General features: G+C 65.0%; 25 protein-coding genes. 9 read left to right on the top strand and 16 right to left on the bottom strand.

What is annotated here, in order from left to right:
- Nucleotides 1-88: 88 nt before the first annotated feature.
- From KVG96_RS05740 to KVG96_RS05750, 3 genes are read right to left on the bottom strand one after another with little or no spacing between them, the layout of a single operon-like run.
- A complete protein-coding gene (locus KVG96_RS05740) occupies nt 89-427 on the bottom strand; it encodes a hypothetical protein (protein ID WP_217891170.1) in 339 nt (112 codons plus the stop codon).
- Nucleotides 424-813 (bottom strand): phage holin family protein, encoded by a 390-nt coding sequence (locus tag KVG96_RS05745; protein WP_085577954.1) that lies wholly within the window; start codon nt 811-813, stop codon nt 424-426. The genes KVG96_RS05740 and KVG96_RS05745 overlap by 4 nt, the downstream gene beginning before the upstream one ends.
- 2 nt (nt 814-815) lie before the next feature.
- The gene (locus KVG96_RS05750; protein WP_217891171.1) at nt 816-1,130 is read right to left on the bottom strand and encodes an ElaB/YgaM/YqjD family protein; all 315 of its coding nucleotides are present in this window, start codon (nt 1,128-1,130) and stop codon (nt 816-818) included.
- 303 nt (nt 1,131-1,433) lie between these two features.
- On the opposite strand from KVG96_RS05750, the gene KVG96_RS05755 reads away from it, so the two are divergent.
- Entirely contained in the window at nt 1,434-2,642 is a 1,209-nt protein-coding gene (locus tag KVG96_RS05755) for an ammonium transporter (protein WP_217891172.1), read from the top strand.
- Here the strand turns inward: KVG96_RS05755 and KVG96_RS05760 are convergent.
- Nucleotides 2,639-4,351 carry a cation:proton antiporter gene (locus KVG96_RS05760; RefSeq protein ID WP_217891173.1) on the bottom strand — a complete coding sequence of 571 codons (1,713 nt, stop codon included), beginning with the start codon at nt 4,349-4,351 and terminating at the stop codon, nt 2,639-2,641. The genes KVG96_RS05755 and KVG96_RS05760 overlap by 4 nt on opposite strands.
- Nucleotides 4,352-4,552: 201 nt before the next feature.
- Between KVG96_RS05760 and KVG96_RS05765 the strand changes: the two genes are divergently transcribed.
- The 3 genes from KVG96_RS05765 (at nt 4,553) to KVG96_RS05775 (ending at nt 6,252) form a co-directional block, all read left to right on the top strand.
- On the top strand, nt 4,553-4,789 hold the full coding sequence (locus KVG96_RS05765) for a glutaredoxin family protein (protein ID WP_217891174.1): 237 nt from the start codon (nt 4,553-4,555) through the stop codon (nt 4,787-4,789).
- 168 nt (nt 4,790-4,957) lie between these two features.
- Nucleotides 4,958-5,275, top strand: coding sequence for a transcriptional regulator (locus KVG96_RS05770; RefSeq protein WP_217891175.1), 318 nt, complete (start codon nt 4,958-4,960; stop codon nt 5,273-5,275).
- A gap of 80 nt (nt 5,276-5,355) precedes the next feature.
- Nucleotides 5,356-6,252: a pseudouridine synthase gene (locus KVG96_RS05775; RefSeq protein ID WP_217891176.1), complete on the top strand. Its 897-nt coding sequence runs from the start codon at nt 5,356-5,358 to the stop codon at nt 6,250-6,252.
- 82 nt (nt 6,253-6,334) lie between these two features.
- On the opposite strand, the gene KVG96_RS05780 is transcribed toward KVG96_RS05775, so the two are convergent.
- Together KVG96_RS05780 and mobA are read right to left on the bottom strand one after the other, a co-directional pair.
- On the bottom strand, nt 6,335-6,556 hold the full coding sequence (locus KVG96_RS05780) for a YgdI/YgdR family lipoprotein (protein ID WP_085710733.1): 222 nt from the start codon (nt 6,554-6,556) through the stop codon (nt 6,335-6,337).
- Nucleotides 6,557-6,634: 78 nt separating this feature from the next.
- Entirely contained in the window at nt 6,635-7,237 is a 603-nt protein-coding gene (mobA, locus tag KVG96_RS05785) for a molybdenum cofactor guanylyltransferase MobA (protein ID WP_217891177.1), read from the bottom strand.
- Between the two features lie 78 nt (nt 7,238-7,315).
- On the opposite strand from mobA, the gene moaB reads away from it, so the two are divergent.
- The gene (moaB, locus tag KVG96_RS05790) at nt 7,316-7,855 is read left to right on the top strand and encodes a molybdenum cofactor biosynthesis protein B (RefSeq protein ID WP_085577945.1); all 540 of its coding nucleotides are present in this window, start codon (nt 7,316-7,318) and stop codon (nt 7,853-7,855) included.
- On the top strand, nt 7,839-9,065 hold the full coding sequence (locus KVG96_RS05795) for a molybdopterin molybdotransferase MoeA (protein ID WP_217891178.1): 1,227 nt from the start codon (nt 7,839-7,841) through the stop codon (nt 9,063-9,065). The genes moaB and KVG96_RS05795 overlap by 17 nt, the downstream gene beginning before the upstream one ends.
- Before the next feature lie 41 nt (nt 9,066-9,106).
- On the opposite strand, the gene KVG96_RS05800 is transcribed toward KVG96_RS05795, so the two are convergent.
- Nucleotides 9,107-9,427: a hypothetical protein gene (locus KVG96_RS05800; protein WP_217891179.1), complete on the bottom strand. Its 321-nt coding sequence runs from the start codon at nt 9,425-9,427 to the stop codon at nt 9,107-9,109.
- Nucleotides 9,428-9,745: 318 nt separating this feature from the next.
- Here KVG96_RS05800 and yegS point away from each other — a divergent pair, with 318 nt between their 5' ends.
- Nucleotides 9,746-10,660: a lipid kinase YegS gene (gene yegS, locus KVG96_RS05805; RefSeq protein WP_217891180.1), complete on the top strand. Its 915-nt coding sequence runs from the start codon at nt 9,746-9,748 to the stop codon at nt 10,658-10,660.
- Here the strand turns inward: yegS and KVG96_RS05810 are convergent.
- The 3 genes from KVG96_RS05810 to KVG96_RS05820 form a co-directional block, all read right to left on the bottom strand.
- A complete protein-coding gene (locus KVG96_RS05810) occupies nt 10,644-11,303 on the bottom strand; it encodes a response regulator transcription factor (RefSeq protein WP_085577942.1) in 660 nt (219 codons plus the stop codon). The genes yegS and KVG96_RS05810 overlap by 17 nt on opposite strands.
- Nucleotides 11,300-12,193, bottom strand: a complete 894-nt coding sequence (locus KVG96_RS05815) for a sensor histidine kinase (RefSeq protein WP_217892443.1) — start codon at nt 12,191-12,193, stop codon at nt 11,300-11,302. Before KVG96_RS05815 ends, KVG96_RS05810 begins: the two co-directional genes overlap by 4 nt.
- A 478-nt stretch (nt 12,194-12,671) precedes the next feature.
- Nucleotides 12,672-13,154 (bottom strand): hypothetical protein, encoded by a 483-nt coding sequence (locus KVG96_RS05820; RefSeq protein ID WP_217891181.1) that lies wholly within the window; start codon nt 13,152-13,154, stop codon nt 12,672-12,674.
- Between the two features lie 454 nt (nt 13,155-13,608).
- Here KVG96_RS05820 and KVG96_RS05825 point away from each other — a divergent pair, with 454 nt between their 5' ends.
- Together KVG96_RS05825 and KVG96_RS05830 are read left to right on the top strand one after the other, a co-directional pair.
- A complete protein-coding gene (locus KVG96_RS05825; protein WP_217891182.1) occupies nt 13,609-14,544 on the top strand; it encodes a chemotaxis protein CheV in 936 nt (311 codons plus the stop codon).
- Nucleotides 14,545-14,635: 91 nt separating this feature from the next.
- Nucleotides 14,636-15,442 (top strand): MOSC domain-containing protein, encoded by an 807-nt coding sequence (locus tag KVG96_RS05830; RefSeq protein ID WP_217891183.1) that lies wholly within the window; start codon nt 14,636-14,638, stop codon nt 15,440-15,442.
- A gap of 69 nt (nt 15,443-15,511) precedes the next feature.
- Here the strand turns inward: KVG96_RS05830 and ppnP are convergent, their stop codons facing one another.
- The 6 genes from ppnP to atuC form a co-directional block, all read right to left on the bottom strand.
- The gene (gene ppnP / locus KVG96_RS05835) at nt 15,512-15,796 is read right to left on the bottom strand and encodes a pyrimidine/purine nucleoside phosphorylase (protein ID WP_085577937.1); all 285 of its coding nucleotides are present in this window, start codon (nt 15,794-15,796) and stop codon (nt 15,512-15,514) included.
- A gap of 69 nt (nt 15,797-15,865) precedes the next feature.
- Entirely contained in the window at nt 15,866-16,408 is a 543-nt protein-coding gene (locus KVG96_RS05840) for a 3'-5' exonuclease (RefSeq protein WP_085577936.1), read from the bottom strand.
- A 70-nt stretch (nt 16,409-16,478) separates the two neighbouring features.
- Nucleotides 16,479-18,440, bottom strand: a complete 1,962-nt coding sequence (locus KVG96_RS05845; protein WP_217891184.1) for an acetyl/propionyl/methylcrotonyl-CoA carboxylase subunit alpha — start codon at nt 18,438-18,440, stop codon at nt 16,479-16,481.
- Between the two features lie 103 nt (nt 18,441-18,543).
- Complete coding sequence (locus tag KVG96_RS05850; protein WP_217891185.1) at nt 18,544-19,341, bottom strand: enoyl-CoA hydratase/isomerase family protein; 798 nt, start codon at nt 19,339-19,341, stop codon at nt 18,544-18,546.
- A complete protein-coding gene (gene atuD, locus KVG96_RS05855) occupies nt 19,338-20,495 on the bottom strand; it encodes a citronellyl-CoA dehydrogenase (protein WP_217891186.1) in 1,158 nt (385 codons plus the stop codon). Before atuD ends, KVG96_RS05850 begins: the two co-directional genes overlap by 4 nt.
- A gap of 31 nt (nt 20,496-20,526) precedes the next feature.
- Nucleotides 20,527-22,143, bottom strand: a complete 1,617-nt coding sequence (gene atuC, locus KVG96_RS05860) for a geranyl-CoA carboxylase subunit beta (protein ID WP_217891187.1) — start codon at nt 22,141-22,143, stop codon at nt 20,527-20,529.
- Between the last annotated feature and the right edge of the window lie 3 nt (nt 22,144-22,146).

Below are 22,146 nucleotides of genomic sequence, written 5' to 3' on the forward strand. Positions count from 1 at the left end.
ATGCCCGCCGGGGAGGCGGGCAGGGCCGGAGCTCCAGGCTGCGGAGTCCGGTCCCGGCGCCGTTGCAAGAATGCAGCCAGACAGCGGGTCAGCGCTTGTTGGCGCTCTGCATCACCAGCCGGATCAGCGGCCCGAGCGCGGTGCCCAGACGGACCAGGCGGCTCAATCCGCCGACGCCGCCGCCCTTGGCGCCTTTGCCGGTGAGGAAGCCGAGCAGCGTGACGGCGGCGATGCCCCAAAGCGGCGCATGCTTGATGCCGAAACCGTCCTGCAGGTTTTGCGTCATCCCGCGCATGCGCTGCAGCGGCTGCAGCACCTGGCCGGCTTCGTGGCGGATCTCCTGGCGATGCATCTCCATGCGCAGGCGGATGAGGGCCTTGCGCATTTCCTGGCGCGAGCTGTTGCGCGGAAGTTCAGGCAGGCTCATGGCAGCAGGCGCTCCCGGTCGTTGGCCAGTTCTTCCAGGGTGCCGTGGAAGGGCGAGGATTCATCGAAGACGGCCGCCTTCAGACGCAACGCGCAGAAGATCGCCGCCAGGGCATAGAACACGCACAGGCCGATGATCGCGGCCAGGCGATAGGTGTCCCAGAGCACGATCAGCACCAGCGCCGACAGGCCCACCAGCAACAGCAGCGCGAACACCAGGGCCAGGCCGGCGAACAGCAGCAGGCTGACGGTGCGCGCCTTCTGCTCTTGCAGTTCGATGCCGAACAGCTCGACGTGACTGTGCAGCAGGCCAAGGAAGGCGGCGCCCAGACGCCGCGTGGAGGAGCTTGTTCCCGTGGAGGACGGGCCGGATTCACCGATCGACATGATCAGCGCCGCGTGGCCAGCAGGCCAAGCAGGAAGCCGACGCCGGCGGCGATGCCCACCGATTGCCAAGGGTTGGCCGACACGTATTCCTCGGTGGCGGCGACCGCTGCCTGACCGCGTTCGCGCAGGGTGTCTTCGGTGAGTCGGAGGGTCTCCCGGGCACGCAGCAGGCTTTCGTGGATCTGTGCGCGCAACTCGTCGGCCTGGTCGCCGGCGAGGGTCGCGGTGTGTTCGAGCAAGCGTTCGGTGTCGCTGACCAGGGTCTGGAAATCGTCCATCAGGATCTCTTGAGCAGTCTTTGCCTTGGTGCCGGCCATGGGGAATCTCCGTTAGTGGCTTTCTGAAGCGTTCGAGTATGGGCCTTGCGCGAAGGTTCAGCGCAATCGGCTGGTACAACTCTTGCTGTGTCGTGGTGCGCGATCCGGCCGCTGTGCGCTGTTGCCGGGCGCGGAGCCGGGAAAACCCGGCCCGGATGATAACGGTTTGTGTCAGGACATCGGCCAGGTGCGCCAATACGGTTCATGAACCTTCGGTTCGAGGACCCGCCGGGCGCAACTTGGTGCAAGAAATGCCCGCGTGAACCGCTTTGGTGCCATTTTCAGCCTTGGGTCTGCCTCCTCATGGAAAATCTGCAAAGCGCTGTGGACACGCTGGTTCACAGCTCCAACACGTTGTTCATTCTGATCGGCGCGGTCATGGTGCTGGCCATGCACGCCGGGTTCGCGTTTCTGGAGGTCGGCACGGTCCGCCAGAAGAACCAGGTCAACGCATTGTCGAAGATTCTCAGCGACTTTGCGGTCTCGACCCTGGCCTATTTCTTTATAGGCTATTGGATTTCCTACGGCGTGACCTTTCTCCAGCCGGCGGCGGTGCTCAGCGCCGATCACGGCTACGGGCTGGTCAAGTTCTTCTTCCTGCTGACGTTCGCGGCGGCCATTCCGGCGATCATATCCGGTGGCATCGCGGAGCGGGCGCGGTTCGTGCCGCAACTGTGCGCGACGGCCCTGATCACGGCGTTCATCTACCCGTTCTTCGAGGGCATGGTCTGGAACGGCAACTATGGCCTGCAGGCCTGGCTGGCCGCGACCTTCGGCGCAGGCTTCCATGACTTCGCCGGCTCCGTGGTGGTGCATGCCGTGGGCGGCTGGCTGGCGCTGGCGGCCGTGCTGTTGCTGGGCCCGCGCAACGGCCGCTACCGCGACGGCCGCCTGGTGGCGTTCGCGCCTTCGAGCATTCCGTTTCTGGCGTTGGGGTCGTGGATCCTCATCGTCGGCTGGTTCGGCTTCAACGTGATGAGCGCGCAGACCCTGCAAGGCGTCAGCGGGCTGGTGGCGGTCAATTCGCTGATGGCGATGGTCGGCGGCACGGTGGCGGCGCTGATCGTCGGGCGCAACGACCCGGGCTTCCTGCACAACGGCCCGCTGGCCGGGCTGGTGGCGGTGTGCGCCGGTTCCGACCTGATGCACCCGGTCGGCGCCCTGGCGACCGGGGCGATCGCCGGCGCCCTGTTCGTATGGTGCTTCACCGCCGCCCAGGTCAAATGGCGGATCGATGACGTGCTCGGCGTCTGGCCCCTGCACGGATTGTGCGGCGTGTGGGGCGGGGTGGCCTGCGGGATTTTCGGCCAGAGCGCGCTGGGCGGGCTCGGCGGCGTCAGCCTCGCCAGCCAACTGATCGGCACGGCGCTGGGCGTTGTCGTGGCGCTGGCCGGCGGGTTCGCCGTCTATGGGGCGATCCGCGCGCTGCATGGCCTGCGCCTGACCCAGGAGCAGGAGTACTACGGCGCGGACCTGTCGCTGCACAAGATCGGTGCGGTCAGTCAGGACTAGGTCTCTTCGTCTTCGCTGCCGGGGTAGAACCCGTGCAGCAGGCGATAGCGGTCGATGCGCACCTGATCGACCTTCTCCTGCACCTTGTGCGCAGGCAGGCCCAGCAGGATCAACGCGTGCGAGGCGAGCATCAGGCTCGACTCCAGCAGCTCCGGCACCACTTCGTTGGCGCCGGCGGCCTTCAGTTCCGCCCATTGGCTGTCGTCGCGGGTGCGCACCAGGATCGGCACATCGGCGTTGAGCCGCCGGGCCTCCTTGAGCACCCGCAACGCCACGTCGCTCTGATCCACGGCAATCACCAGCAGCCGGGCGCGCAGCAGGCCGACGGCGGTCAGCAGGTCGCCGCGGGCGGAGTCGCCGTAATGCACGTCCCGCTCGGTGGCGGCAGCCTCTTGAACGCGCACCGGATCGTTGTCCAGCGCAATGTAGGGTTGCCCGGCGTTGCGCATGAAACGGCCGATGGACTGGCCGACACGGCCGTACCCGCAGATCACCACGTGCCGGTCGAACCCGGCGTTGAGGGCGCTGATTTCCTCGATCTGCGCGGTCTGGTTGGGTTTGCGGTGCAGGCGGGCGGCGATGCGCGGGGCGGCGCGCAGCAGCAGCGGCGTGAGCAGCATCGAGCAGAAGGTCGCGGCGAGCAGCAGGGCGCCGAGCCCGTCGGGCAGCAGGCTGTGCTGTTGCATCTGGGCCATCAGCGCAAAGCAGAACTCGCCGCCCTGGGCCAGCGCCAAACCGCTGCGCCAGGCGGTTTCGCTGTCGCTGCCGCGCCACTTCACCAGCGCCGCCACCACCGAGCCCTTGATCAGCAGCAAGCCCAGGGTCAGGCCGAGGATCGCCAGGCTGTGGCTGGCGAACAGCTGCAGGTCGATGAGCATGCCGATGCTGACGAAAAACAGGCCCAGCAGGATGTCGCGGAACGGCCGGATGTCGGCCTCGATCTGGTGCCGGTAGTGGCTCTCGCCCAGCAGCATGCCGGCCAGGAACGCGCCAAGGGCGGGGGACAGGCCGAGCAAGTGAGTCAGCCATGCCGTCAGCAGCACGATCACCAGGGCCAGCAGCACGAACAGTTCGGCCGAGCGTGAGGCGGCCACCTCGTGGAACAGGCGCGGCAGCAGCCAGCGGCTGGCCAGCAGCAATCCGAAGAACAGCACCACGGTCTTGAGCAGCGTGAGCGGCAAGGCCCAGTACCAGGCTTGCCCGCCGGTCCCGGCGAACGCCGGCACCAGCGTCAGCAGCAACACCGCCACCACGTCCTGGAACAGCAGCACGCCCACCGCATTCTGGCCATGGCTGCTGAACACTTCCCCCAGGCTGCCCAGCTCCTTGGTGACGATCGCCGTGGACGACAGCGACAGCCCCGCTCCCAGCAGCAAGGCCGGCAGGGTGTGCATGCCCAGCAACATCAGGACACCGCCCAGCAGCGCCGCACTGAACAGCACCTGCTGGCTGCCCAGGCGAAACACCACGTTGCGCAGGGCGATCATCTTCGACAGGGAAAACTCAAGGCCCAGGGAAAACAGCAGGAACACCACGCCCAGTTCGGCCAGGTCCGGCAGGTGTTCGCTTTCGTTGACCCAGTCGAACGCCGTCGGGCCGACCATCAGCCCCACGCACAGGTAACCCAGCACCGGTGGCAGGCGCAGGCGGCGGAACAGGGCAATCACCAGCAGGGATGAGGCAAGAATGATCAGCAGGTTGGCGAACACGAAACACTCCGGTCGGATGGGCGGGCCATTGAAGCGTAGAGGCAAAAAACATCGAAGCATCGGGTGAAATGCATTTCGGTGCCGTGATCTGTGTCAGGGCATCGGCGGACGGGGGCGATGTGCGGGCGCTGCCGTCAGGGTGGCTCGACGGGTTTTCGGGGGCGGCCTAGAATGTCCGTTCACTTTTTGGGAAGAGCGCACATGCTTCCGGAATGTCAGCTGTTCGGCACCCTGGGGTGCCATCTGTGCGAGGTCGCCGAGTCCCTGTTGATGCCCTTCGTCGAGAACGGGTTGCTGGTCGAGTTGGTGGACATCGCAGACGACGAGTCCTGGTTCGAGGCCTACAGCCTGCGGATCCCCGTCTTGCGCCGCACGGACACCGGGGCCGAACTGGGGTGGCCGTTCAGCGCCGATCAAGTGGTGGCGTTCCTGGGTTAGCGTTGGGTTCCTGCCTGGCGCTTGTTCCGCTTGTCGCGCTCGCCGACACGTCCCTTGGCAATTTCCGTTTGCTTCTATACTGTATGCGCATACAGTAAATGAGCGGATTCGCCATGCCTTGTCCCTTTCGGGCAGCGGCAGGCGCACCGGACGTCAGAGGGATGAGCCGTGGTCAATGTCGAACAGTTGAAGAACAGCGTGAACCGGATGTCGGTTGACGTGGTGCGCGAGGCCGTCCTCGAACTGCGCCTGGACGGACTGGTCACGGAAGGCAAGACGCCGTTCAGCAAGCTGCATTTCAACACCTGCTTCGCCGAGATCGAGGCCCTGTTCCAGCGGGCCGGGTACCACAAGCAACTGGACGTCGTCGGTTATCAGGGGTTGCTGTACGCCTTGTACGACCCGGGTCGTTGGGAGGCTGTCGACGTGTTGCGCTGGCTCAAGGAGTTCACCGAAGCGGCCGCCGCCGAGCCTGCGCCGGCCTGAGGCGGATTGCGGAATCGGCGCTAGGTTCGTTTCGTTCCCTGTTGGATAATGCGCGCCTGCATTGAGGGTTCGAATTTCGTATGTCCACATCAACATTTACCGCGGCCCGGCATCAGGCCAGCACCCTTCACCTGCCGCCCGGCGCCTGGCTGACGGTGCTCGACTGCCTGTGCGAGCGCTTCAGCGCCATCAGCCGCGAGCAGTGGCTGGACCGGATCGCCCGTGGTCGGGTGCTCGACGGCGAGGGCCGACCGATTTCAGTGGACTTGCCTTACAAGGAAGGGCTGCGGATCCATTACTTCCGCGAGGTGCCGGATGAGAAGCCGATTCCGGTGCAGGAGTCGATTCTCTATGTCGACGACCATCTGGTGGTGGTCGACAAGCCGCATTTCCTGCCGGTGATCCCGTCTGGCGGTTATGTCGAGCAGACCTTGCTGCGCCGCTTGATCCGGCGTCTGGACAATCCGCATCTGGTGCCGCTGCACCGCATCGACCGCCACACGGCGGGACTGGTGATCTTTTCCGCCGACCCGCAGAGCCGTTCGGCGTATCAATCGCTGTTCCCGACCCGGCAGATCGAAAAGCGCTATGAAGCGATTGCGCCGGCCTTGCCCCAGCTGAGCTTTCCGCTGGTGCACAAGAGCCGGCTGGTCGATGGCGTGCCTTTCTTCCGCACCCAGGAGGTCGAGGGCACCTGCAACTCGGAAACCCTCGTGCAGGTGCGGGAAAAGAACGGCGACCTGTGGCGCTACAGTCTTTTCCCGGTGACCGGCAAGAAGCATCAGTTGCGCGTGCACATGACGGCGTTGGGCGCGAGCATCTGCAACGATCCGTTCTATCCGCAGGTATCGGCCGACGCTGACGCCGAGGACGATTACGACAAGCCGCTCAAGTTGTTGGCTCAGGGATTGCGCTTCATCGACCCGGTCACGGGCCAGGAGCGCGAGTTCGAAAGCCGCATCACGTTGCAGTGGTGACCATTGCCGGGGATGTTTCCGGCAGGCATGAAAAAGCCCGCATGATGCGGGCTTTTCTGTATCCGGTGTCCGTGCAGAAGGCTTACAGCTCTTTGACGGTACGCACCTGATCCTTGTTGATGCGGGTCTGCTTGCCGTCCAGCTGTTCGAACTCGTAGAAGCCCGAGTCCTTGTCGTACTTGGGCGAGTCGACGGCCTGGATTTCGCGACCGTCATTCAGGGTGATCACGGTCGGCGAAGCGCAGCCGGCAAGCGTGGCCAGGCCCAGAGCGAGCATGAAAGTGGCGAGGGTCCGTTGAGTCATGTGTTTGTCTCCGAAGGGAAATTCTTTTGGTTACTGAGCTTGAGACGTATGCACGGCGTGCAAGTTCCTTGCTTGGCGTCAGTCTGACACAGTGTTATGTGCGCTTAACAGTTCGGGCGTGTTGAGATTGGCCAGCCGGGGATCGTTGTCCGGGCATTGCAGGGCAACGGCGCCGAGGTGGCGCATCACCCGGCCGGGACTGCGCTCACCCGCGTCCCAGGCGGCCTCGAAGGCGGACGAGAGGCTCACGGGGATCACGCACAGCAGGGGTTCCCAGTGCCCGTCATGGTGCAACATTAAAGGTTTGTCAGAATCCAGTGCGGCGGTTTCCCGCATGCCGTGCAGCAATGCCGCGTCAATGCCCGGCACATCGCAGGGCAACACCAACAGGTGCGGGTGGCGCGCGGCCTGCAGACCCGAACGGATGCCGGCCAGGGGGCCGGGAAAGCCGGTTTCGTCGTCCGTCACCAATTGGTCGGCGAATGGCGCATAGCGCTCCCGGTTGCGGTTGCAGGAGATGATCAGGTCGTCCGTCAGCGGGCGCACCTTGCGCTGCAGGTGAGCGATCAGGGGTTCGCCCAGCCACTCCACGAGCCCCTTGTCCTGGCCGCCCATGCGTTGACCGCGCCCGCCGGCCAGCAACAGGATGGAGCAGGGCGGCAATGGTGGGTTCGTGTTCATGGCGGCTCTCCGGTGGGGCAGAAAAAGGGGGCGCTGTGATATAACACCGGGCTGTTTCTCCTACAACTGGACGCGCCTATGAAAGCCAAGGCCGATGTACCTTTCGCACCGCTCAACATCGCGGTGCTGACTGTCAGCGATACCCGCACCCTGGAAACCGACACGTCAGGCCAGGTCTTCGTCGATCGGCTGACGGCGGCCGGCCATCGTCTGGCCGAGCGGGTGCTGCTCAAAGATGACCTGTACAAAATTCGCGCGCAAGTGGCCGGGTGGATCGCCGACGATGTCGTGCAGGTGGTGCTGATCACCGGGGGCACGGGCTTCACCGGTCGCGACAGCACCCCGGAGGCCGTCGCGTGCCTGCTCGACAAGCAGGTCGACGGGTTCGGCGAGCTGTTCCGTCAGATCTCGGTGGCGGACATCGGCACCTCCACCGTGCAGTCCCGGGCGCTGGCGGGCCTGGCCAATGGCACGCTGGTGTGCTGCCTGCCGGGGTCGACCAATGCGGTGCGCACCGGTTGGGACGGCATTCTCGCGGAGCAACTGGACGCACGGCACCGCCCGTGCAACTTCGTGCCTCACCTGAAACAGGCGGTGCCTTGTGAATCCCGCGGGTAAGCCGGGCAAGACCGGCAGCCTGATGCCCGTGGAAACGGCGTTGGCGCGATTGCTGGACATGGCCGAAGCCGCACCGATCGTCGAGCGCGAGCATTTGCCGTTGGCGCAGCTGGAGGGGCGGGTGTTGGCCGTCGATCTGGTGTCGACGCTGGATCTGCCGCCCTGGCCCAACAGCGCCATGGACGGTTACGCCCTGAACCTGAGCGACTGGACAGGGCAGCCCCTGCCGGTCAGTCAGAAGGTGTTCGCGGGGCAGGCGCCCGCCCCCTTGCAGCCCGGCACCTGCGCACGGATCTTCACCGGGGCTCCCGTGCCGGCCGGTGCCGATTGCGTGGAGATGCAGGAAAACAGCGAGGTCCAGGCCGACGGGCGCGTGCGTTTCCTCGAACCCCTGGTGGCCGGGCAGAACATCCGGCCCCAAGGCCAGGAAACCACTGCTGGCGAGTTGATCCTCACGGCAGGAACCCGCCTCGGGCCGATTGAGCAGGGCCTCGCCGCGTCCTTGGGGTGTGCCGGGCTGGATGTCGTGCGCAAGGTGCGTGTCGCCGTGGTGTCGACGGGGGACGAGCTGATCGAACCTGGCCAGCCTCTGGGGCCGGGGCAGATCTACAACAGCAACCGGGTACTGCTGTGCAGTTGGTTGCAGCGCATGGGTTGCGAGGTGATCGATGCCGGCATTCTTCCGGACGACCTCGATGCCACCCGCGTGCGTCTGGGGCAGTTGCAGGATGTCGATCTGATTCTGTCCACGGGCGGGGTCTCGGTGGGGGAGGCTGATTTCCTTGGGGTCGCCTTGAGGGAAGAGGGTGAACTGGCGCTGTGGAAGCTGGCGATCAAACCTGGAAAACCGCTGACGTTTGGCCATTTCCGGGGCGTGCCCGTGATTGGCCTGCCCGGAAACCCGGCCTCGACGCTGGTGACGTTTGCCTTGCTGGCGCGGCCCTACATCTTGCGGCGCCAAGGCGTTCAGGATGTCACACCCTTGAAGTTCCGGGTGCCCGCACGGTTCGACTGGCCTCAGGCCGGTAACCGCCGCGAGTATCTGCGTGGCCGCCTCGATCAGGGCGGTGCCATCATTTACCGCAACCAGAGCTCAGGCGTTTTGCGCAGTGCGGCGTGGGCCGAAGGGCTCGTGGAGGTCATGGAAGGACGCACCCTGTCCAAGGGAGACGAAGTGTCCTTCATCCCCCTGAGCGAGCTGTTGGCCTGATCTTTCCGGGTGGGTGCGAAGTCGCAGGCAAGGCTTGGCACTCACCCGGACATCAAAGGGCTCAGCAGCGATACGAGCTGGTCGAACCGGCTGTTGGCCACCCATCCCAGCATCCCTAGCACAACCGCTGTCGCTCCCGCGGAATAGGCCAATCGATGCTTGATGGATTTGACGTCATCACGGATCTCGTCCATGTCCCGGCGGATGTATTTGAGGTGGGTTTCCAGTTCGACGACGCGTGGTTCCATTTCGGCCTCTCCGGTTTTCCTGTCGTTGGTCTTTTGTTCGCTCTGCTGACCGGGTCGATTCTCGGTGAGGGAGGAAACAGGGCTCAACGGCATTCTGGCTTCATGGCTCAACATGACAGTGCCCGCCTTCTGCCTGGTTCTCGCCTGCGCAACCGTTGAGGTTGCCCAACCCTTCAAGCGCCCATGAGGTGTCTACGCTCATTTCATGCACATCCTTGTGTTGTGGTCAGATGGTGATTGATACCGCCTGCACACGGTCTCCCATTGCCGGAATCAGGTCAATTGAGCCGATTCCTCAGGTTTTGTAAGAAAGATCTTTGTGCTGTAGGACGGGAACGGTGAGCTTCCCGGCCCGCCGAACGCATTCGAGATTTTTTGCCGTCAATGATGGTCAACATGGCCTGTACCGTCTCTGTCCTGAGGGAAACTGGCATGAGTGAACGCAAGGCGCTTTTGATATTGCATGGCAAACAGGCACTCAACGAGCAGGTGCGTGCCGCCGTAGAAGGCAGGCGCAAGGACGGCTGGACGCTGGCGGTGCGCCTGACGTGGGAAGCCGGCGATGCGCGGCGGATCGTGGAGGAGGCGCTGGAGGCCGGCTACCCGCAGATCATCGCAGGCGGAGGGGACGGCACCTTGCGCGATGTGGCGCAGGCATTGGCGAACCACGGGCGCAAGGCCAGCCTGGTCCTGCTTCCGCTGGGCACCGCCAATGACTTTTCCCGTGCCGCCGGCATTCCGTTGGAAGTGCCGCAGGCCTTGGCTTTGCTGGATGCGCCGGCGTGTGACATCGACCTGGGCGAAGTGGGGGGGCAGGTGTTCCTCAACATGGCCACCGGCGGCTTCGGCAGCCAGGTGACCGCCAATACGTCGGAAGACTTGAAGAAGGTGCTCGGCGGCGCCGCTTACCTGTTCACCGGACTGTCGCGGTTCAGTGAGCTGCATGCCGCCTACGGCGAACTGCACGGGCCGGATTTCTGCTGGAGCGGCGACCTGCTGGCGCTGGGCATCGGCAACGGCCGGCAGGCTGGCGGCGGGCATGTGCTGTGCCCGCAGGCGGTGGTCGACGACGGACTGCTGGACATCGGCATCCTGCCGGCGCCGCAAGAGGTGGTGGGCACGCTGAAGACGTTGCTCAGCGATGGTTTCGGTCTGGACAACCTGTTCGTCAGGGCCCGCCTGCCCTGGGTCGAGATCAAGGTCGCCGAGGGGCTGTGCATCAACCTCGACGGCGAGCCGCTGGAGGGCGACAACCTGCGGTTCGAGGCGCGCCCCGGTGCGTTGCGGGTGCACCTGCCGCAGGACTCGCCCTTGCTGGGCGGTACGGGGGTCAGTCGTCCAGGCTGATGATCTGCTCGCGCACCGCGAACAGCACCAGGCCGGCCACGTCGTAGATCTGCAGGCGTTTCATGATCTGTGAGCGGTGGGTCTCCACGGTCTTGATGCTCAGCCCCAGACCGTTGGCTATCTCCCGGGTGGACTTGCCCCTCACGATCAGTCGCAGGATCTCCAGCTGGCGTGCCGTCAGGTTGTGGGTGTCGGTCGTCTCGGGCTGGCTTTTCTGGGTGCGGATCAGCGCCTGGTTGATCACCGTGTGGGCGATGGCCGGGCTCAGGTAGCGCTCGTTGTTGCGCAGGGCCTCCAAGGCATGTTCCAGCTCGGTGGCGGTGGTGTCCTTGAGCAGGTAGCCGTGGGCGCCGGACTCCAGCGCCTGCATGATCAACGCAGGATCGGTGTGCATCGACAGGATCAGCACCTTGCTTTGCGGGCGCACCCGCTTGAGCTGCTGCAAGGCTTCCAGGCCGCCGGTCTCCTTCATCGAGATGTCCAGCAGCACGATGTCCGGAATCAGCCGTTCGACGAGTTCGAGCAGCTGCGAGCCGTCGCTGGCCTCGCCGATGACGGCGTAGCCGGGAATGTCGAGCACCAGAGCGCGCACGCCGGCCCTGATCAGCGAGTGGTCATCCACCAGGAGTAAGTTACAAGTCAACGCAAAACCTTATGGGTGCTGGCCCGCTCAAGCGCGCGGGGCGCCCAGGGGAAAAGTGCTTCGATTTGAGTGCCTTTGCCTGGCTCGCTGGTGACGGTCAGTTTGCCGCCCAGCTGTTCGATCCGTTCGGACATGCCCGCCATGCCACGCTGCCCTTCGCGGCCGGGGTTCTGCGCCGGCGAAAACCCTTGGCCGTCATCGTTGATCATCAGGGTGAGGCCTTGGGGCAAGCGCTGGATGCGGATCAGCAGGTTGCTGGCGTTCGCATGGCGCAGGATGTTGGTCACGGCTTCCTGGGTGATGCGGAACGCGGCCACCGCCATTTCCTCGGGAATGCCGTTCAGGCGCTGCTGGCAGTCCAGGCTCCAGTGAATGGCCGTGCTGCCCAGGGTTTTGAGCAAGTGGGCGCGCAGACTGGCTTCCAGGCCCAGGCTGGTCAATTGCCGCGGGTTGAGGATGGCCGACACGTCCCGCACTTTGTTCAGGGTCTCTTCGAGGGTGTCGCACAGCGCCGAGCAGGAAGTCTGCAGGTCGTCCGGCAGGCGCCGCTTGAGCCATTCGCTCTGCAGTTTGGCGGCGGTCAGCAATTGGCCGATGTCGTCGTGCAGTTCCCGGCTGAGGCGATGGCGCTCGTTTTCCTGGACTTCCAGCAAGCGGTCGGCCAGTTCCTGGGGCTGAAACTTGATCGACTTGCGCGATAGCCGGTACTGCACCGCCACGCAACCGGCGGCCGCGACATTGACCAGCAGCAGGCCGAGGGACATCGGGGCCGACAAGCCATAGGTCAGCGCGCAGCCCGCCGCAGAGCAAATGCACAGCGTCAGGGTGAACCGGCGTGCGTTTTCCCGGGAGGGCGGCCATGTGGTGATTGACTTGAGGCTGGCGTGCATAGCGGATGGAGCCAATGGATGATCGCTGCGGGCAGACCGGCCATGGGGGCTGGCGGATCTCTGTCTTAAAATATTGCCGTTCGGTTCAATGCTTCAACGTGGCGACCGGGTGAAAGTGATCGTTAACTTCGGTCTATGTTGCGGTGGGAGTCACCGTGCCATTAATTGAAAGCAACTAGCGGGCGGCATAATACCACTTCGGATACCGTTGGTCGCGTTTGCGATATATGTCCAGCAGGTCAGAAAACATGCTTTGTTGGACGCCTGTTCCATAAGGGAAAAGTTGATATTCAAGACTCGATAGATATCGGCTTTTCCTGAAGTTTCATGTACAGGCAATCCCCGATATCGACAAGGAAAGTGTTGTCGGGCGGCGATTATTGTTTTTGTGGATTTGTCGCTGGTAGATATGCAAATGGTCTGAATGCGACCTGCGCATGGGCACGTCAGGCGGGCGGCGTGCGCCTGCACGTCAGGGTCAGCGGCCGATGAGGGCCTGTCGCTCCGGGTAACCGACAAGGGTCATCGGCTTGGCGCCGAGGGGCGACTGAAAGCACGGCTGGCCGACTTGAAACGCGAAGGCTTCGATCAGCGACGTCTGTTCGCTTTCATCGAGGCCCAGTTGGCCGGTGTGCTGATCGACCAGCTCCAGTTGCCAGGCCATCAGGGTGAAGCAGTCTTGCAGGGCGCCCAGCGCCTCGGCGTGCAGGTTGACCTGTTCCAGCGTCTGGTTGAGCAGCCGGTGAAGGGTCAGCGAAAACTCGGAGATCGCCTTGAGCGCCAGGTCGTTGGCCTTGTGCGCCAGCTTGAGGAGCGTGCGGAGCATGCAGTCGATGGCGTCCCGGTCGTTGCTGATCAGTTGCAGATGGCTGAGGCATTCTTCGGACTTGGCCAGGAGCGTTTCGGCCTCGACAAGAAATTCGGGGAACCGCTGCGCCCACTCTTTACGGTCGATCGGCATGCTTATCTCCGCAACGTCATGTCTGATGAGCGAATGTCGTGTGTGCCGCCGATCATGGACCGTCGTGAGGCCGCACCCCGGTGCGCCTGGGTAGGGGCTGGGGATTTTGGGAGGGTGGTGAACCACTGACCTGCGATCGCACACAAAAGCCTGACTCCGTTCATGCAATGAGAATGGCGTCACATTAATGGCTATTGGATACTGCGAACATCAGGTTGGGCCTGATTGTTACTAGGGGATTCCCTTAGGCACGGGAACCTGGCACGAAAAACGAGGTCGCGCCGGTGGGACTTCAGCAGATGAAAACTCGGGGCCAGTAAACCATGATGTTAATGTGACATCAATGCTTTGACGTGGCATTTTGCAGTCTTGCGGCGTGGGATCAAGATCCGGCCCATGCAGCCGATAACCCCTTTTAGTAGTGAATTCATCAGAACAAGCCCAGGAGTCATTGATGGCCGGCATTCTCGACACGGTAGACCAACGCACGCAACTGGTGGGTGAGAATCGCCTGGAAATTCTCATGTTTCGGCTGGCCGGGCGCCAATTGTTCGCGATCAACGTATTCAAGGTGCAGGAAGTCCTGCAACTGCCCAAGCTGACCCTGATGCCCCAGCGTCACCCGTTCGTCTGCGGCGTGGTCAACCTGCGCGGCCAGACCCTGCCGGTGATCGACCTGTCCCAGGCCATCGGCATGCGCCCGCTGGTGCCGGGCCCGAACAGCACCATCATCGTCACCGAATACAACCGTTCGGTGCAGGCGTTCCTGGTGGGCGGCGTAGACCGCATCGTCAACATGAACTGGGAAGCCATCCTGCCGCCGCCGACCAGCGCCGGCCGCCAACACTACCTGACCGCGATCAGCAAGGTCGACGATCAGTTGGTGGAAATCATCGACGTCGAAAAGGTGCTGGCCGAAATCGTGCCGTACAACGCCAAAGTGTCGCGGGACAAGCTCGACGATCCGGTGCTGGAGCGTGCACGGGGTCGCGAAGTGCTGCTGGTGGACGACTCCAACGTCGCCCTGTCGCAGTTGCGCGACACCCTCGGCCAGCTGGGCGTGAAGATGCACATCGCCAGCGACGGCCTCAAGGCCCTGAACCTGCTCAAGTCCTGGGCCGACAGCGGCGCGAACATGACCGACAAACTGCTGATGGTCTTCACCGACGCGGAAATGCCGGAGATGGACGGCTACCGCCTGACCACCGAAATCCGCAACGACCCGCGCCTGCGTGGCCTGTATGTGGTGCTGCACACCTCGCTGTCCGGCAGCTTCAACGATTCGATGGTGAAGAAGGTGGGCTGCGACAACTTCCTCTCCAAGTTCCAGCCGGACAAGCTGGTCGACGTGGTGCGCCAACGGCTGATGCTCGACGAAGTGCAGGCCTGATCACGGGCGGGTTCTGCGTCGCCGCATGGGGGCTTTGATTCAGCGGCCGGCTCGTATAGGGTGGCGTTCTTTACCCTCCAGGGAGTTGGCCATGCTGCGTCTGAGCGCGCTTTACCGTTACCCGTTGAAATCCGGCAAGGCCGAGATCCTGCAAGGGATCGGCCTGGACAAGCTGGGGCTTGAAGGGGATCGACGCTGGATGCTGGTGGACGAGCCCAGCGGACGTTTCCTCACCCAGAGGGCCGAAGCGAAGATGAGCCAACTGTCGGCGCTGTGGAATCCCGCAGGTGGCCTGACCCTCAGCGCTGCGGGCCTTGGAGCCATCGATGTCGCCGTGCCAGGCGATGCGGCCGAGCTGCGCGGCGTGACCATCTGGCGCGACACCTTGCGCGTGCCGGACGCCGGCGATGAGGCGGCCCGCTGGGTCAGCGATTTCATCGGCAAACCGACGCGGCTGGTGCAAGTGCCCCTGGACCGCGCCCGCATCACCCAGGCCGGCTACGGCAAGGATGACGACCAGGTGGCGTTCGCCGACGGTTTCCCGCTGTTGCTGATCGGTGAGGCCTCGTTGCAGCACCTGTCGCAAGAGGTCGGGCGTCCGCTGGAAATGCTGCGCTTTCGGCCCAACCTGGTGATCGAGGGCAGCGAGGCCTATGCCGAGGACGGCTGGAAGCGGATCCGCATCGGCGAGGTGGAGTTTCGCGTGGTCAAGTCCTGCTCGCGCTGCATCCTGACGACGATCGACCCCAAGACCGGCGAGCGCAGCGCCGACCGCGAACCGCTGGCGACCCTGCAGAAGACCCGTGCCCAGGCCGACGGCGCGATGTTCGGGCAGAACCTGGTGAACGACGGCAACGGCCGGTTGGAAGTCGGCATGCCGGTGGAAATCCTCGAGTAACCGATCCCTGAACAAAAATGCCCGTGTCCTTGGACACGGGCATTTTTGTTTGTGGCGCGATCCGTCGGATCAGCCGCGGTATTCGCACAGGTAGGCGGTGTCGACGGCCACTTTCAGCTGGAACTTGCTGTTGGCCGGTACGTTGAACTGGCTGCCGGCGGCGAAGGTTTCCCACTCGTTGCTGTCCGGCAGCTTGACGGTCAGCGCACCCGACACCACGTGCATGATTTCGCGCTGGGCCGTGCCGAATTCGTATTCGCCCGGAGCCATGACGCCGATGGTCGCGGGGCCTTCAGCGGTGCCGAACGCGATCGATTTGACGGTGCCGTCGAAGTACTCGTTGACTTTGAACATGGGCGATTCCTCGAAAAGGGTCAAAAAGGGCCGGCCAGTATGCACAAGGCATCCGGCGCCGTCATCTGTCTAAAGCGGCAGCACCAGCGGCAGCAAACGGGCGGTGTTGCGGGCGTCTTCCAGGGCCCGGTGCTGCTGGCCGCTGAACTGCAGGCCGGCCAGTTGCAGGGCGCCGTTGAGCCCCAGGGGCCGCTCCAGGCGCCGGGCCTTGGCGAAGCGTTGCTTGAGGTTCATGTGCGGCACCTGGCTCAGGGCGCTGTCGAGCTGCAGGCGCTGCCATTCCTGGAGCAACTGCTTGCGGTCGTAGTCGCCCCAGCTGGCCCATCCTTCCAGGCGCGTGCGGTGCTGGCCGAGCCAGCGTTCGAAGGCCGGCCAGACCTCGCTCAAGGTCTGCGCCGAATCGATGTTGGCCTGGGTGATGTGGGTGAGTTCGCGGCAGAACGGCGTCAGCAAGGGCCGGCGCAGCGGTTTGACGAAGCGCTGGAAGTGATCGCGCTCGCGGCCGGCGCGGTCGACCAGGGTGGCGCCGATCTCGATGATCTCCATTTCCGTAACCGGCCAGCCACCCTCGTCGGTGGTGGCTTCCAGATCAATGACCAGCCAATGGGGCATCGCAGGGTTCCTGATGTGTACGTTCCGATAGTTCAGAGCGTAGCCAAACCCTGCGGATGCGCCTGGCGACTCACTCGACCTGCAGCAGAACCTGACGATTCTTCACCTGATCGCCGACCTTGACCTGCACCCGCTTGAGCACGCCGTCGATGCCGGCCTTGAGCGGGTGCTCCATTTTCATCGCCTCCAGCACCACCAGCAGCTGCCCTTTGCTGACCGGGCTGCCTTCGCTGACGAGCACGTCGACGATGGCGCCGTCCATGGGCGCCTTCAGCGTGCCGGAACCGACGCTGGTCTGACTGTCGATCACCGCATGAGTTCGATCCGCAAGGCTCAGGCTGCCGCCGTCGGCGAACAGCCAGAGCCGGTCGTCCTCCAGGCGATAGGCATGGCGCTGGCGCAGGCCGTCGATCTGCAGGGTCACGTGGCGTTCGTCCTGTTCGACGAGCACCAGCCCGAGGCGGCGTCCGGGCGTCTCGACCTCAAACCGGCCGCCGGGGCCGGCCAGCAGTTGCACGTTCCAGGTCTGTTCCTCCAGGCCGAGCCGGTAGCCGACCGGCACGCCCGCGTTGTTGCGCCAATCGGCCAGTGCCGGGCGATGCGCCTGGGCGCTGCGCCGGTGGAACAGCACGGTGGCGATGGCCAGTTCCTCGGCGCCTGGCGCCTGCGGCCGCAGGCAGGGGTGATCGGTGAAGTGCCGGGGGATGAATCCGGTGTCGAAACGGCCGTCGATGAACTGCGGGTGCTGCAGCAGGCCGGCCAGCAGGCGCTGGTTGCTTTGCACGCCGAGCAGCACGCTGTCCTGCACCGCCCGCAGAAGTTTGCGCCGCGCCTCTTCCCGAGTGGCGCCATGGGCGATCAGTTTGCCGAGCATCGGGTCGTAGAAAGGGCTGACGAAGCGGTTTTCCGTCAGGCCGTGATCGATGCGCGCACCGTGCCCCAGCGCCGGCTCCCAGGCCAGGATGCGTCCGGTCTGCGGCAGAAAGCCCTGTGCCGGGTCTTCGGCATACAGGCGCACCTCCATCGCATGGCCGTCGAGCCGCACCTGCTCCTGGGTCAGCGGCAGCGGCCGGCCCTCGGCGACCGCCAGTTGCCAGGCCACCAGATCCTGTCCGGTGATGAGTTCGGTCACCGGGTGCTCGACCTGCAGCCGGGTGTTCATCTCCAGAAAGTAGAAGCGTCCCTGATTGTCGAGCAGAAACTCCACGGTGCCGGCCCCCACGTAGTTGACGGCGCGCCCGGCCTTGATCGCCGCCGCGCCCATGGCTTCGCGCAGGGCCGGGGTCATCACCGGGCAAGGGGCTTCTTCGATGACCTTCTGATGGCGGCGCTGGACCGAGCAGTCGCGTTCCCCCAGGTGGATCAGGTGGCCGTGGCGGTCACCGAACACCTGGAACTCGACGTGGCGCGGTTCCACCAGCGCCTGTTCCAGGATCAGCTCGTCGCTGCCGAAGGCGTTGAGCGCTTCGGAGCGGGCGGTACGCAGTTGCGCGGGCAGCGCTTGCGCGTCCTCCACCAGGCGCATGCCGCGTCCGCCGCCGCCGGCGCTGGCCTTGATCATCAGCGGATAGCCGATGCGCTCGGCTTCGCGCAGCAACGTCGCGTCGTCCTGTTCCGCGCCTTGGTAGCCGGCGACGCAGGGGACGCCGGCGGCGAGCATGGCGATTTTCGAGCGGCGCTTGCTGCCCATCAGCTCGATGGCGTCGGCATCCGGGCCGATGAAGGTCAGGCCGGCCTGTTCGCAGGCCCGGGCGAAGTCGGCGTTCTCCGAGAGGAAGCCGTAGCCGGGATGCACCGCATCGGCGCCGCTGCGCCGTGCCGCGTCGAGGATCGCGGGGATGTTCAGGTAGGACTGCTGCACCGGCGCAGCACCGATATGCACGGCCTGGTCGGCCATCTGCACATGCAGGGCGTCGGCGTCGGCATCGCTGAACACCGCCACCGTGCGATAGCCGAGGGACTGGGCAGTGCGCTGGATCCGGCAGGCGATCTCGCCGCGGTTGGCGATCAGGATCTTGTGGAGGACGGGCATGGCGGTTTTCCCTGGAATGTCGCGTTGGATGGGCGGGCCTCATCGCGGGCAGGCTCGCTCCCACATGGGGTTGCGGTGCAGGTCGGCACGGCGGGAGCGCGGTTCAAGGGGCCCACTTCGGCTTGCGCTTTTGCACGAAGGCCAGCGTGCCTTCGGTGCCCTCGGCGCCGGTCACCGCCTCGCTGAACCATTGCGCCGCTTCGTCCAGCAGCTCGGCGCAAGGTTGCCCGGCGCTGGCCAGCAATAGTCTTTTGGTCATGGCGTTGGCTTCCGGGGCGCAGCACAGCACATGCTCGAGCACTTCATCCAGGCGCTCGGCCAGGGCCTGCGGATCCTGCTCGACAAAATGAACCAGGCCCATGCGCCGGGCCTGGTGGCCGTCGAAGCGGGCGGCGGTCAGGGCCAGGCGCCGGGCTTCGGTGAGGCCGATGCGCTGCACCACGAACGGTGCGATCTGCGCCGGCAGCAGGCCGAGGCCGGTTTCCGGCAGGCCGAACCGGGCCTGATGGTCGGCCATGGCGATGTCGCTGACGCAGGCCAGGCCGAACCCGCCGCCCAGCACGGCGCCTTGCAGCACGGTGATCAGCACTTGCGGTACGTGCTGCGCCTCTTGCAGCAGGGCGCCGAACGCACGGTTCAGGTCGCGGTAGGCCGGGCCGCCTTGTGCTCGGGCGTTGGCCATGTCCTTGATGTCGCCGCCGGCGCAGAAATGGCCGCCGGCGCCGCTGAGCACGATCGCCCGCACGCTGCGGTCGTCCCGCACCGCCGCCAGCGCGGCGCGCAGTTCGGCGACCATCTGCAGGCTCATGGCATTGCGGCTGTCGGGGCGGTTGAGGGTGATGTGCAGCACGCCGTTGTGCGGCTCCAGCAACAGCGTCGTGCAATCGGGCAGGGCGCTCATGGGCGTTTCCCCGGCAGGATGCCCATCAGCTTGCAGATGATCCCCAGCATGATCTCGTCGGCGCCGCCGCCGATGGACACCAGCCGCACGTCGCGGTAGGCGCGGGCCACCGGGTTGTCCCACATGTAGCCCATGCCGCCCCAGTATTGCAGGCAGCCGTCGCTGACCTCGCGCCCGAGGCGCCCGGCCTTGAGCTTGGCCATCGAGGCCAGGCGGGTGACGTCCTGGCCTTTGACGTACTGTTCGGTGGCCTGGTAGACCAGTGCCCGCAGGCATTCGATTTCGGTCTGCAGTTCAGCGAGGCGGAAGTGGATCACCTGGTTGTCGATCAGCGCGTTGCCGAAGGTCTTGCGTTCCTTGCAGTACTCGATGGTGCTGTCGATGCAGTACTCCAGCCCCTTGATCATGTTCGCCGCGCCGAACAGCCGTTCTTCCTGGAACTGCAGCATCTGCATCATGAACCCGGCGCCTTCGTGGCCGATGCGGTTGCGCTGCGGCACGCGCACGTCGTCGAAGAACACCTGGGCGGTCTCCGAGCTGCGCATGCCGAGCTTGTCCAGGTGCGGGCTGAGGCTGATGCCGGGCGTGTCCATCGGCACCATGATCAGGGATTTGTTGACGTGGGGCTTGTCGTCCGAGGTGTTGGCCAGCAGGCAGATGAAGTCGGCGCTCGGCGAGTTGGTGATCCACATTTTGCTGCCGTTGATCACGTAATCGTCGCCGTCCTTGCGGGCGGTGGTCTTGAGCCCGGCGACATCGGAACCGGCGCCGACCTCCGAGACGCCGATGCAGCCCACCTGTTCGCCGCTGATGGCCGGGCGCAGGAACTGTTCGCGCAGCTCATCGGAGCCGAAGCGGGCCAGGGCCGGGGTGCACATGTCGGTCTGCACGCCGATGGACATCGGGATGCCGCCGCAATGGATGGTGCCGAACTCTTCGGCGGCGACGATCGAGTAGCTGTAGTCCAGGCCCATGCCGCCGAACTTCTCCGGCTTGGAGATGCCCAGCAGGCCCAGCTCGCCGGCCTTGCGGAAGATCTCGTGGATCGGGAAGCGTCCGGCCCTTTCCCATTCCTCGACGTGGGGGTTGATCTCGTGTTCGACGAACTGGCGCACGGTGCGGCGTAGGGCTTCGTGTTCCGGGGTGAAGATCATTGTTGTTGTTCTCCTCAGGATCCGTTGGGGGTCAGAACCGGCTGACGCCAAAGCTGTTGGGCTGCAACGTGCGGATGTCGGCCTCGTGGCAGATGTCCAGCAGGTAGCCGAGCAGGATGCGGGTGTCGCGGGGGTCGATCAGGCCGTCGTCCCACAGGTTGGCGCTGCCGTAGAGGGCGGTGGACTGGCTGTCGAGCTTCTGCGCGGTGGCCTGTTCGAGCATGTCGAGCATTTTCGGGTCGGGCTCCAGGCCGTCCTTGAGCTGCCGGGCTTCGGTGACGATGCGCAGCACCTTGCCGGCCTGGGCGCCGCCCATCACCGCGGTGCGGCTGTTGGGCCAGGCGAAGATGAAGCGCGGGTCGAGGCCGCGCCCGCACATCGCATAGTTGCCGGCGCCGTAGGAGCCGCCGACCACGAGGGTCAGCTTCGGCACCCGCGCGTTGGCCACGGCCTGGATCAGCTTGGAGCCGTGCTTGATCACGCCGCGCTGTTCCGACTCGGTGCCGACCATGAAGCCGGTGGTGTTGTGGAGGAACAGCAGCGGCGTGCGGCTCTGGTCGCACAGTTGAATGAACTGCGCCGCCTTGCTCGCGCCGTCGGGGGTGATCGGGCCGTTGTTGCCGATGAAGCCGCAGGCCCGGCCCTGGATCTTCAGGTGGCCGCAGACCGTCTGTTGGTCGAATTCGCCCTTGAACTCGAGCAAACGCGATTCGTCGGCGATCCGCGCAATGATCTCGCGTACGTCATAGGGCTTCTTCGGGTCGTCCGGGATCAGCCCGAGCAGTTCGTCGATGGGGTAGAGCGGTTCCTTGTACGGCGGCGCGGGCCGCCACGGCAGCTGTTCGTTCCAGTTCAGCAGGCTGACGATCTCGCGCACCTGACGGATGCCGTCGGCGTCGTTTTCGGCCAGGTATTCGGCGGTGCCCGCCACCTGAGCGTGCATTTCGGCGCCGCCCAGCTCCTCGTCCGTGGCCACTTCGCCGGTCGCGGCCTTGAGCAGCGGAGGGCCGGCGAGAAACAGCTTGGCCTTGCCCCGCACCACCACCACGTAATCCGACAGCCCCGGCTGGTAGGCGCCGCCGGCGGTGGCCGAGCCGTGCACCACGGTGATCTGCGGCAGGCCCATGGCCGACATCCGCGCCTGGTTGGCGAAACTGCGCGCGCCTTCGACGAAAATCTCCGCCGCGTAGTTGAGGTTGGCGCCGCCGCTTTCGGCGAGGGTGATCACCGGCAGTTTGTTTTCCTGGGCGATCTGTTGCAGGCGCAGGGATTTCTTCAGGCCGGAAGGGGAGATGGTGCCGCCCTTGATCGCGCTGTTGTTGGCCACCACCAGCACCCGCACGCCGGACACCTGGCCGATCCCGGCGATCAGGCCGCCGCCGGCGGCGCTGCCGTCCTTGTCGTCATGCAGCTTGTAGCCGGCCAGGCTGGCCAGTTCGAGGAAGGGCGAGCCGGGGTCGAGCAGCAGGTTGAGGCGTTCGCGGGGCAGCAACTGGCCGCGCTTGTCGAATTTCGGCTTGGCTTCGGCGGCCTTGTCCAGCAGGTTGCGTTCGAGCTGCTGCACGTGCTCGACGGCGGCCAGCATCGCGGTGCGGTTGCGGGCGAAGGCTTCGCTGTGAGGGTCGAGAAGGGACTGAATGGACGGCATGGC

Source organism: Pseudomonas ekonensis (genome assembly GCF_019145435.1).
GTDB lineage: Bacteria > Pseudomonadota > Gammaproteobacteria > Pseudomonadales > Pseudomonadaceae > Aquipseudomonas > Aquipseudomonas ekonensis.